At 43.1% G+C, this 11,945-nt stretch carries 11 protein-coding genes and 1 riboswitch; of the genes, 6 read left to right on the plus strand and 5 right to left on the minus strand.

What is annotated here, in order from left to right:
- Positions 1-84 precede the first annotated feature (84 nt).
- The 6 genes from guaA (at position 85) to JSY36_RS03955 (ending at position 6,100) form a co-directional block, all read left to right on the plus strand.
- Positions 85-1,623 (plus strand): glutamine-hydrolyzing GMP synthase, encoded by a 1,539-nt coding sequence (guaA, locus tag JSY36_RS03930; protein ID WP_122900421.1) that lies wholly within the window; start codon positions 85-87, stop codon positions 1,621-1,623.
- A gap of 95 nt (positions 1,624-1,718) precedes the next feature.
- Positions 1,719-1,820, plus strand: a riboswitch (purine riboswitch).
- Between the two features lie 212 nt (positions 1,821-2,032).
- Entirely contained in the window at positions 2,033-3,346 is a 1,314-nt protein-coding gene (locus JSY36_RS03935) for an NCS2 family permease (protein ID WP_205165335.1), read from the plus strand.
- Between the two features lie 148 nt (positions 3,347-3,494).
- Complete coding sequence (locus JSY36_RS03940) at positions 3,495-4,643, plus strand: type III polyketide synthase (RefSeq protein WP_205165336.1); 1,149 nt, start codon at positions 3,495-3,497, stop codon at positions 4,641-4,643.
- On the plus strand, positions 4,625-5,143 hold the full coding sequence (locus tag JSY36_RS03945) for an isoprenylcysteine carboxyl methyltransferase family protein (RefSeq protein WP_205165337.1): 519 nt from the start codon (positions 4,625-4,627) through the stop codon (positions 5,141-5,143). Before JSY36_RS03940 ends, JSY36_RS03945 begins: the two co-directional genes overlap by 19 nt.
- Before the next feature lie 216 nt (positions 5,144-5,359).
- On the plus strand, positions 5,360-5,887 hold the full coding sequence (locus tag JSY36_RS03950) for a DUF2179 domain-containing protein (protein ID WP_205165718.1): 528 nt from the start codon (positions 5,360-5,362) through the stop codon (positions 5,885-5,887).
- Positions 5,888-5,893: 6 nt separating this feature from the next.
- A complete protein-coding gene (locus tag JSY36_RS03955; protein ID WP_205165338.1) occupies positions 5,894-6,100 on the plus strand; it encodes an NETI motif-containing protein in 207 nt (68 codons plus the stop codon).
- Positions 6,101-6,556: 456 nt separating this feature from the next.
- Here JSY36_RS03955 and JSY36_RS03960 read toward each other — a convergent pair whose 3' ends face one another.
- From JSY36_RS03960 to JSY36_RS03980, 5 genes are all read right to left on the minus strand, one after another.
- Positions 6,557-7,258 (minus strand): YheC/YheD family protein, encoded by a 702-nt coding sequence (locus JSY36_RS03960; protein WP_205165719.1) that lies wholly within the window; start codon positions 7,256-7,258, stop codon positions 6,557-6,559.
- Positions 7,259-7,460: 202 nt separating this feature from the next.
- On the minus strand, positions 7,461-7,835 hold the full coding sequence (locus JSY36_RS03965) for a hypothetical protein (RefSeq protein WP_205165339.1): 375 nt from the start codon (positions 7,833-7,835) through the stop codon (positions 7,461-7,463).
- A 52-nt stretch (positions 7,836-7,887) separates the two neighbouring features.
- Entirely contained in the window at positions 7,888-9,177 is a 1,290-nt protein-coding gene (locus JSY36_RS20375) for a YheC/YheD family protein (protein ID WP_205165340.1), read from the minus strand.
- Positions 9,178-9,225: 48 nt separating this feature from the next.
- Positions 9,226-10,467 (minus strand): YheC/YheD family endospore coat-associated protein, encoded by a 1,242-nt coding sequence (locus tag JSY36_RS03975; protein WP_205165341.1) that lies wholly within the window; start codon positions 10,465-10,467, stop codon positions 9,226-9,228.
- 187 nt (positions 10,468-10,654) lie between these two features.
- Positions 10,655-11,944 carry a YheC/YheD family protein gene (locus JSY36_RS03980; protein WP_205165342.1) on the minus strand — a complete coding sequence of 430 codons (1,290 nt, stop codon included), beginning with the start codon at positions 11,942-11,944 and terminating at the stop codon, positions 10,655-10,657.
- Between the last annotated feature and the right edge of the window lies 1 nt (position 11,945).

An 11,945-nucleotide genomic window follows, 5' to 3' on the forward strand; every position in this document is an offset into this window, starting at 1 on the left:
AATACGCATGAAACAGCGGGACAGCCGGCCATACTAAAACGTACTGGAAGGTTCGGACTAAATAAAGGTAAAGGTGGATGAATGATGCAGGAAATTCAGGAAAAGATTGTTGTCCTCGACTTTGGTGGACAATACAACCAGTTAATTACACGCCGTATTCGCGATCTTGGTGTGTTCAGTGAGCTTCGTTCTCATAAAATTACAGCAGAAGAGCTGAAGGAAATGAATCCGACAGGAATCATCTTCTCCGGCGGACCGGGAAGTGCCTACGTTGAAGGCGCACCTTCCTGTGATCCGGCGATCTTTGACATGGATTTGCCAATCCTGGGCATCTGTTACGGCATGCAGCTAATGACGCACCACTTTAAAGGAAAAGTAGATGCGGCGAACCGTCGTGAGTATGGTAAAGCTACGATCAATGTTGAAAATGAAAATAAATTGTACGAAGGTCTGCCAAAGGAACAGGGAGTATGGATGAGCCACGGAGACAAAGTGGTTGCACCTCCTGCAGGGTTCGTCGTTGATGCCACAAACGTATCCTGTCCTGTTGCGGGAATGAGTGACGTAAGCCGCAAGCTTTACGGCGTTCAATTCCACCCGGAAGTCCGAAACAGTGAATACGGAAATGAACTGTTAAAGAACTTCGTCTACAACATCTGTGAATGTGAAGGCAACTGGACGATGGAAAGCTTCATCGACATGGAAGTGGAAAAACTCCGTGAAGCTGTAGGGGAGCGTCAGGTTCTTTGCGCACTTAGCGGCGGTGTTGACTCCTCCGTAGTAGCGGCTCTTGTACACAAAGCCATCGGTGATCAGCTTACGTGTATGTTCATCGACCACGGTCTGCTTCGTAAAGGAGAAGCAGAGAGTGTCATGAAGACGTTCACGGAAGACTTTGATATGAAAGTAATGAAAATTGATGCACAGGACCGTTTCCTTGGCAAGCTTGCAGGTGTTTCCGACCCTGAACAAAAGCGTAAGATCATCGGTAACGAATTTATCTATGTGTTCGAAGAAGAAGCTGCGAAACTTAAAGATATGGACTTCCTTGCACAAGGGACTCTTTACACAGACATCATTGAAAGTGGTACAGATACAGCACAGACGATCAAATCCCACCATAACGTAGGCGGACTTCCTGAAGACATGAAGTTTGATTTGATCGAGCCGTTGAACACTCTCTTTAAAGATGAAGTGCGTGAAGTAGGAGCCGAGCTTGGCCTTCCTGAAGAAGTAGTCTGGCGCCAGCCGTTTCCCGGACCGGGTCTTGGGATCCGTGTTCTTGGGGAAATTACAGATGAAAAGCTTGAAATCGTACGTGAATCCGATGCGATCCTTCGTGAAGAGATTAAAAACGCCGGACTTGACCGTGAAATCTGGCAGTACTTTACGGCCCTTCCTGACATGCGAAGTGTTGGTGTAATGGGTGACGAAAGAACGTACGACTACACAGTGGGTGTCCGTGCCGTAACATCCATCGACGGTATGACTTCCGACTGGGCACGTATTCCTTACGACGTTTTGGAGAAAATCTCCGTTCGTATCGTAAACGAAGTGGCAAACGTAAACCGCGTCGTGTATGACATTACGTCCAAGCCGCCTTCAACGATCGAGTGGGAATAAGAGAGTAGTTATCGTTAAAACACGAACATTAATTGTTTGGTAAAAAATAATATTCGTGTTTTCTATTGACACGCTTTTCGACAATTTGTTACACTACTAATGTCACAAATGAAGTTCGTATAACGACGGGAATAAGGCCCGTAAGTCTCTACCAGATCACCGTAAATGATCTGACTACGAACGATCGAGTCGGAAAGCTGTTCAAAAGGCAAACTGTCCCATTGCGAGCACCAGTTACGCAAAAGGGCAACAAGCCGCACTTTCCACCTATCGTCGTTCACAAGAGAACTTACGCTCCGGGCCTTACAAAAGACCCGGAGCTTTTTTCATGCCAAAAACGGGGGTCTGTCCCCGCACAATTTTGTGTAAGATTATGGGGTTCGCAAGACTTGAAGGGAGAGTGCGAAAGATGAAAGGTTATTTTCAATTTGATGAACTGGGGACGAATTACAAACGCGAATTTCTTGGGGGACTGACAACGTTTCTTGCGATGGCGTATATTTTATTTGTAAACCCGAACGTGCTGGAGCCGACGGGAATGGACACAGGAGCCGTATACGTAGCAACCGCTCTTGCCGCAGCCATCGGTACAGCAATCATGGGACTTATAGCGAAGTACCCGATTGCACTGGCACCGGGAATGGGGCTTAATGCCTTCTTTACTTTTTCCGTTGTACTCGGCCTCGGAATTCCTTGGGAAACAGCGCTTCTCGGCGTATTTGTATCAGGTATTTTACTTTTTCTTATTTCAGTCACTGGCGTCCGGGAAACGATCATTAACGCCATTCCGGCAGAACTTAAGTATGCCGCAGCCGCAGGTATCGGTCTTTTCATCGCTTTTATCGGGCTTAAAAATGCCCAGATCGTCGTCATGTCAGAGGCAACCCTTGTTCAAATCGGTGACCTCTCCAACCCGGCAACACTTCTTGCCGTGTTTGGTGTGGTGATTACGGTCATCCTTATGGCAATCGGCCTTAAGGGCGGGATCTTCTACGGTATGCTCCTCACTGCACTGGTGGGAATTTTTACAGGTGTTATCCAGACACCGACGTCCATTGTCGGCGCCATCCCGAGCCTTGAGCCAACATTCGGAGCCGCATTTGCTCCTTTTGCCACAATGAGCCTCGGTGAGATATTCACCATCCAATTATTAATTGTCATCCTGACGTTCCTATTCGTTGACTTCTTCGATACAGCGGGAACACTTTACGCGGTGGCAAACCAGGCTGGCTATGTAAAAGACAACAAGCTTCCGCGGGCCGGGCGCGCTCTTCTTGCAGACTCCTCAGCCACGTCAATCGGGGCTGTGCTCGGAACATCAACCACAACCGCTTATATCGAATCGTCATCAGGAATTGCCGCTGGAGCAAGAACCGGTTTTGCATCCCTTGTCACAGCAGGACTCTTCCTTCTGGCTCTGTTTTTCTCGCCGCTACTCGTCGTTATCACTTCTGAGGTTACGGCACCGGCGCTTATTATCGTAGGCATACTCATGGCAGGTGCCTTATCGAACATCGACTGGAAAAAGTTCGAAATTGCTGTACCGGCCTTTCTCACGGTCATCGCCATGCCTCTTACCTTCAGCATCGCAACAGGTATCGCCCTGGGCTTTATCATGTACCCGATCACGATGGTAGCAAAAGGACGCTGGAAAGAAGTTCACCCGATCATGTATGTCATGTTCTTCGTGTTCATCATTTACTTTGTTTATTTAGGAGAGTAAGAGATTACAATAGAAACGCACCGGCCACTGCGGCAGGTGCGTTTTTTGTGCTGCGTGTTACCAGATACCTGAACAACTGTCCGGATAAAAAACAGAAACAAATCTCTCCATACAAAAGATGGATGATCCTGGGCGATTTGGTCACACTATGAAGAAATTCAGGCTAAGGCAGGAGGACAAATCAATGCCGGCAATTTTATCCGTAAGTACAGAAATCCCCCCATATACAATCGCGCAGGAAGAAACAGAAGCCATCGTAAGAGAGCTGTTCCGGGAGTCGTTCACAGACATCGACCGGATGATGAAAATCTTCGGGAACAGTCAGATTGAACGCCGCAATTTCGTGGTGCCGAAAGAATGGTTTGAAAAAGACCATTCATTTGAAGAAAAAAACGATCTATATATAAAAGAAGCCGTTCGTCTCGGCTGCGGTGCGATCCGCACATGCCTTGCACCGAGTGAATTTCTCACTGAGGCAGTCCCGTTTGAAGACATCGACGCCATCATCCTAGTCTCCAGTTCCGGGTTTTCAACACCCACCATTGACGCAAAAATCATGAATGAGCTGCCGTTTTCCCCTCACACGAAACGTATCCCTATCTGGGGACTCGGCTGTGCCGGGGGCGCTGTGGGCATGAGCCGAGCATACGAATACTGCCGGGCTTACCCGGATGCCAAAGTTCTCGTTGTCTGCATCGAACTCTGCAGCATCACCTTTCAGCGCAATGACACACGTAAAAGCAACCTCGTAGGAACGTCCCTGTTTGCAGACGGAGTGGCCTGCGCCCTGGTCACCGGTGATGAGGGTGTTAATACAGGCAAACCAAAGCTCCCGGCTCTCCCGACTATTCACGGTACCCAGTCCACACTCATGCCGGACAGTGAGGACGTGATGGGATGGGACATTAAAAACTCAGGCCTTCACGTGATTTTCTCCAGGGATATTCCGTCCATTATCCGGGACTGGCTCCGCCCGAACGTAGAGACATTTCTTGCGCAGCAGGAGCTGAAACACGAGGACATTCATTACTTCGTCGCTCATCCGGGTGGGCGGAAGGTACTGGAAGCGTATGAAACCGCACTTAATTACTCGGAGCAGATGACGGAAATTCCCCGGCAGGTTTTGACCAATAACGGAAACATGAGTTCACCAACCGTCCTTTATGTATTAAAAGACATCATGCTCCAACAGCCTTCAGTAGGAAGCCAGGGCATTATGACTGCCCTGGGACCTGGTTTTTCCTCTGAGCTTTTGCACTTGATATGGGAGGGGTCACCATGCTCTTCTGGACACTGATCGGCATCGTCATCGCCCAGCGCGGCATTGAACTTGTTGTCGCTAAAAGCAACGAACGCTGGATGCTCAGTAAAGGAGCAAAGGAATTCGGGCAGACCCACTATAAGTGGATTGTTCTTATGCACGCAGGCTTTTTCGCCTTCCTGGCAGTTGAAGTGCTCCTGTTCGGGAAAACTGCAGCACCTTTCTGGGCCGTCCCGTTTACTCTTTTCCTGATGGCCCAGGCCGGCAGACTTTGGGCCCTCTCCTCACTCGGGCGCTTCTGGAACACGAAGATCATCGTCCTCCCGGGAGCAGAACTGGTCAAAAGAGGACCGTACCGCTTCCTCAGCCACCCCAATTACGTCATCGTGGCTCTGGAATTTCTCGTTATCCCACTTATATTTCAAGCCTACGCCACACTCGTCATCTTCACCCTCCTAAATGCACTCCTCCTCCTGAAAATCCGAATACCCGAAGAAGAAAAAGCCCTCGGCTGGGCGATAAACCAAAAAACATAATTGTGCGGGGTCTGTCCCCGCACAATTCCTCTAAATAGGTTGACAGGGGACAGGGAGCATTCTCCTTGTCTGCGGGTGAAACCTACGAAAAAACTTCTCTCTTATTTTAAAAAAACCAGACTAATCACGACTCTCTTAAAATAGAATGGTTGTAGATGAGAAGAGAGAGTGAGCTTAAAGGCAGGTTAATAGGGGGAGTGGAGGTTGCTCCAGTGGATGCTTGATAACGTAGTGGGGATGCTGGTCATAATTTTTGTGATCAATATCGTATATGTGACACTTTTTACGATTCGAATGATTTTCACACTCAAAAGCCAGCGCTACCTGGCGGCCATTACGAGTGTGATTGAAATTGTCATATACATTGTAGGACTGGGTCTCGTTCTTGATAACCTCGACCGGCCGGCAAACCTGGCTGCCTATGCCATAGGCTACGGAATAGGCGTTATTGTCGGAATGAAAATTGAAGAAAAGCTCGCACTGGGGTATATTACAGTTAACGTTATTACAAAAGAATACGAGCCGGATATCCCAAACGCCCTGCGCGACAAAGGATACGGCGTTACAAACTGGGTGGCGTACGGACGTGAGGGAGAGCGGCTCATGATGGAAATTCTCACGTCAAGAAAATCCCAGACGCACTTATACAACACAGTCAAAGCCCTTGACCCCTACGCGTTTATCATCTCCCATGATACGAAGATGTTCTACGGCGGATTCTGGGTCAAAGGGATACGGAGGTAACTAACGATGTCAAAAGGGCAAAAGAAAGAGAAATTCTACGTTGAAGAAAACGAGACGATTGCCAACTGCCTGGACCGGATGTCAGCGGCCGGCTATACACCAGTCCGACGGATGGAAGAGCCGGTACTGAAAGAAGTAAAGCGAAACGGAAAAACAGAAGTTGAAGTCTCCCACCAAAGGATTATGTTTGAGGGAAAAAAGAAAGATGAATAAAAAGAGCCGGTCCATTTGTTTTTGATGGACCGGCTTTTTTTGTATATGGAATCTTTAAAGCTCATTTGTGATTACAAGGTGTTGATTAGAGCGAATGCGCGGTACTGTTGCGGCAAAAGAGTGCTCCGGGGAGAACCCTGCAAACGAAAAGCGTCGATAAGACTTCCAGGCCGCCGACGGCAAGGGTTCATCGTAATAAGATGAAGGCAACATCTGTATCAAACCGAGCCTTTTTAATAAGAACTTGGAGCATTTTACCATATACAAATGGGATTTGCAGGATTAGATTGTCTTTTATATAACAATCGTAGGATAAATCAAGCAGCTTAACTCTCTCAGTCAGGTTTGGAGGTATGATGATTACGACTGCTTTTAACGCTTCGTCTATACGTTTCCTTTCCTGTAGAATCCGACTGAATGATTTGAGTATTAAAACCCAGCTATAAATTTTGCATACTAGAATGGAGCAGGCATGATAGCCGGTAAAACAAAATGATTGTCTTCAGACATTAACGCCTTAGTCTCTGCAGCTATATTTACTTGAAGCTCTAATAGCCAGATGTGAAGATTTTTGTCCAGGATCAAATCAAATGCCACTTCACCTAAATGGTATTTCTTATTTCTCTCTATATTAAAGAGTACTTTTGTACATACACTTTCAATTCGTTTGATAACGTTGGAGATCTGTTCAGGAGAAAGGTTATAAAATACTTTCATCCCCAGTTCGGCATTCAGGACCTTCTCTCTGCCAGAAGGGTTTGTAATGATACTGTCACTTTTAGCGACCCGGGTTTCAATCGCAGAACACTGCCATTTTCCATTTCTTCCTCTCTGCATATAGCAACGAAAATCTACTTTGGAAGTGGAAGCTGTCGCAATGATTTCCTGTTGGATGAGGTACGTAGAATTTACTCTGTTTATTAATACTTTAGAGAGGTTTTGGTTTGATTTGCAGTGTATTTTTGTACCTTTGCTATCTGTCAAAATGTAGCCATTTTTATTTTTCTCAAGCCGGTAAATCCCTCTTCCAAGAAGGTTTACCTTAGGTTTTAAATAAAGTGTTTCGTGTTTTTCAAGCATTCTCATAATTGAATGTATACCTTGATATTCAGTCGTTTCAGGGAGGTGTTTTTTTAAAGCTGCAGATTTAGACAGGATATTCCGGAATACAAGTGTTTACTCATGTTTTTATATGGGTGGTTAAAGATTCTCTCTCCGATATTCGCTTTTAAATGATTGTATATATGCTTATGAATTCTGGTGCGTGTAAAGATGGAGGAGGGGTAGGGGAATATCCCCTTGATTAAACTTTTTGTTTCTGGATTGTAATAATATCCACGAATGGTTTTATTCTTTTTGTTTATGCTTTTTTATTAAAAATAAAGATTAGTCCCTTAACTTTCTCGTATCCCATAAAACGATTAAGCCATATCTGTGGATTTGATATAGTAAACTTCTTTGGCATATACCCGATAACGGGACCTAAAAAGAGTTCTTCGTTCTTTACAAAGCATACATAAGGCAGTTCAGGAACTCTGATATGGTTCGTTAATTTTTGTGGAATAATGATACTGTCTGACGGAAGTGAATTGTTAATCCTTATTGTCAGAGGTTTTCTTAACACACCGAAATGTAATACCGTTTTGAAGGATTTATATCTATATCTTCTGTACGTTTGTTCACTCATTACCACTTCATTTCCTGATGCCTTCTTGTCTAAAGTTATCGATAACACGAAATTCCTTCCTCTCTATTTAGTCACTATAAATCAAGCAGGGCATTATGAGCTAAAACCCCGCCAGTACTTTGGCATATTCAAGGGGAGTTGGAAGGATATGAGGCAGAACAGCATGATCATCACGGGTCCAGAATATCTTCTTGTCCGAAGCGTAGTTTACCTGTATTTCCAGCAGCCAAACCTTGTTATCTTCATCAAGAATAAAGTCGAAGGCCACATCTCCAAGATGATGCCCCTTTTTCTCTATAAGGGATAATATCTTTGCGCATAATGAAGTGATTTCTTCTGCCTTTTTTTGTATATCTTTTTTGCTTAAGCCATATAGCTTTTCCATTGCTGTTGAACCCGGCAGAACTTTGTCTCTGCCGCTGGAGTTCGTAATGATACTGTCCTGTTTAGCAACGCGTGCTTCCATAGCTGTCTGCTTCCATTTTTTATTCAGCCCTTTTTGCATGTAAACTCGAAAATCTATTTTTCTATCTTTTTTTCTTATTAACACTTCTTCTTGAATCAGGTAGCTTCTTTTCTGGAACTTATTAATAAATTGATCTAACGAGGAATAGTATTTTCTGTTCCCTTCATTGTCTGTCAGGACAAACTGCATCTTATCCATCTTCAAATGGTAAATCCCTCTGCCCTGTGAGGTTTTGGATGGCTTAAGGTACATCGCCCGGTCTTTTGAGAGCATCTGTAGAATGGTATCCTTGCTTCTAAGCGCTCTTGTTTCAGGAATGTGGTTTTTTAAGCGGGGTATTTGGGACGTCATTTTCCAAAATGTTAATTTATCAAAGTTTCGAAATGGATAATTGAAAATAGTGTTCCCTATATTTTTTCTCAGATGGGAATAATCTCTTTTATTGAGGGGGATAACGCTGAAAATAGAAGAAGGATAGGGGAAGGTACCTTTAATGAACTTCTTGGATGCTGGGTCGTAATAATAGCCTTTAATTGTTTTGCTTTTTTTGCTGATCCCATCTTTGTTGAATATAATAATAAGTCCATTAATAGAGGGGTAACTTTGAAACCTTAGCATCATTTTATATGGGTTACTATAAAAGAAGGGTTTAGGCATAAAGCCTATTACAGGTCCTAAATGTAATCTGTCTTTGCGGAGGTAACAATCGAAAGGGAGCGAAGGGATCGAAATGAATTTACTAAGTTTCTTTGGCAATTTAACGATATCCTCTTTTAAGGCAGGATTTACTTTTACTATCATCCTTTTCTTCATATTACCAAATTTGAGAATGATAACTTTATTAAGGTTGTACTTTAAAAATGCAGATCCACTAATATGAACCTCATTACTTTTACCTGCAGGGTCAATAATAGCAGATATCACGGTATCCAGGCCTCCTTTATTACAGTTATATAAGACTATCTGAATTCATCAGAACCCTGAGAGGGATTTGGCATATTCAAAGGGGGCAGGGAGGATGACAGATAATACCTGACGTTCATCATTTCTGCGATAAGCCTTTCTTTCTGCTGCATAAGGAACTTGCATTTCCAGCAGCCAAATCTTAAGGTCTTTATCAATAATAATGTCAAAAGCAACATCACCAAGTCGATGGCCGGCTTTTTCGAATTGCCCCAGAGCTTGGGTGCATACTCTGGTAATCTTTTCTGTCAAATGCTCTGTCTGTTTCTGATTCAACTGAAAAATGTCTTTAAAAGCCTGAAGTCCGGGCATGATTTTTATTCTGTTTGAGGAATTGGTAATAACACTGCCGGCTTTTGCTACCTTTGTTTCTATGGCCGTGCATTTCCACGACTTATCTCTTCCCTTTTGCATATAAACCCGGAAGTCGATTTTCCTGTTATTAATATTAACTTTTACTTCCTGCTGGACAAGGTATTTTTGTTTTCCAATAATGTTGTTCAACTGGGTTAATCCCTTTAACGAGAACACTCTTCCTTTATTGTTCGTTAAAATGAATGATCCGTTACGGTCTTCCAGCCTGTAAATTCCTCTTCCTGCATCTTTACGCAAAGGTTTAAGGTAAACCGTTTTATAGGCAGATAACAGCTTTTGTACAGAAGAAGGTCCTCTGTAGATCGAAGTTTGAGGAAGATGCGGCAGCAGGCGGCGGTTTCTTGACACGCGGCTCCAAAATGTATACTTATTAACATTCCTGTGAGGGTTGTTAAATATTTTGATACCCTGAGATTTAAGATACTTAAGTCTTTTTCGTGACATCAAGGCGCGATTGAAAATGACGGTTGGATAAGGGAAGATACCTTTAACTACTTTTTTACTGGACGGATCATAGTAATACCCCGTGATTGTCCGGCTTTTTTTATTCACCTTACGCCTTGAAAATACGAAAATTAATCCTTTAATGTCCTTGTAATCCTTAAATCGGGGCAATAACAGAGATTTCCTTTTTTGATAAATACCGTTTGGCATAAAACCGATTACCGGACCTAAGTGCAGGTGGTTGTTTTTGAAGTAGCTCTCATAGGGCAGGTCTGGAATGGCGATCTGTCTCGTTAAGCGTTGGGGAAGGACGATCTGGTCAAAGGGTAAATGATTGTTAATTTTAATGTTTAATTGCTTTTTGAGAAGGCCGAAATGAAGAACAATGTTCTTGGAATTGAGTTTATTATGCTCTGACGTATCTTTACTCATAAATATGGAATTCTCTTTAATAGACTTGTCAATTCTTATATCAGGCAACATGTTCACTCCTTTCAAGATGTTCTATTCTATGCACCTTCTTATTAAATGGTATAAACTCTTGTACACCTTATCCCATTAAGCAGAAGCCTCTTTCTCCACTCTTAGAACGGTGATGTTTAGTAATAGAAAATAATCATTAAAATCCTGCTAATGCCTTCGCATATTCAAATGGTGCCGGCAGAACTTCAGGAAGGATAATCTGGTCTTCCTTGGACCAGAATACTTTCCTTTCAGCGGCATACCTGATTTGTACTTCAAGTAACCAAACCTTCATCCGGCTGTCTATAATAAAGTCAAATGCTGCATCTCCGTAATGATCTCCCTGTTGTTCCAAGAGGGTCAGTGCTTCGATACACAATTCTGTAATCTCAGAGACTTTATTATCAATCTCATGTTTGAACATTCCGTATATTTCTTTCATGGCTGCTTTCCCGGGCAAAACTCGCTCTCTTCCGGTTGAGTTTGTAATAATACTGTCTTCTTTTGCAATACGGGCTTCAATAGCTGTTCCTTTCCATTTTGCATCGTACCCTCGCTGCATATAGATCCGGAAGTCAACCTTTTTGTTAATGAACGGTACTGGGACTTCCTGTTGCATAAGGTATTTTTGAGTCTTTATGATGTTTTCCAGATCTGACAAGTCGTCCAGCCTGCTAATATTACCTTTTTTGTCAGTGAGGGAAAAAGCGCTTTTATGTTTTTCAAGTTTGTAGATCCCTCTGCCACCGGATTTATTTAATGGTTTCAAATAGATTGCGCTGCAGTTTGACAGCATCTGTTCGGCTGAAGAGGTACCGCTATACATACATGTGTATGGAAGGTGAGATTTTAATTCCTGATTTTGCGATACTGTTTCCCAAAAGCAAAGTTTGTTTACATTTCTTTGAGGGTAGTTAAACAGGTTAATTCCCAGTGATTTTAAGTGTCTTAATTTTTTCTTAGTCATCCTTGCACGAACAAAGACTGCAGATGGGTATGGGAAGGTCCCTTTTGTTAATTCGGCTGTATGTGGATTGTAGTAATATCCATTTATCGTAAGGTCTTTTTTATTCAAGTCCTTTTCTTTAAATATCATAATTAACCCTTTGATTTTATTGTAATTTTTAAACCGTTGCATTAATAAAGAGGGATTTTTTAAGTATAAGGTGTTAGGCATAAAGCCGATAACAGGACCTAAATGAAATTGATCATCTTTAAAGAAACTTTCATAGGGAAGGTTCGGAAGGGAGATCGTACTCGTCAAGCGTTCCGGTAAAATTATCTGACCTGCAGGCAGACGATTAGTAAGTTCTATGTTTAATTCCTTTTTAAGAATACCAAAGTGGAGTACTACTTTGGTTGAACTAAGATCTTGACTTTTATACGTATCTTCACTCATGTATATTTTATTATCAGATAGTAAACGGTCTATCTTTATCTCAATCATG

Origin of the sequence: Alteribacter salitolerans (assembly GCF_016901055.1) — a bacterium.
Taxonomy (GTDB): Bacteria; Bacillota; Bacilli; order Bacillales; family Salisediminibacteriaceae; genus Alteribacter; species Alteribacter keqinensis.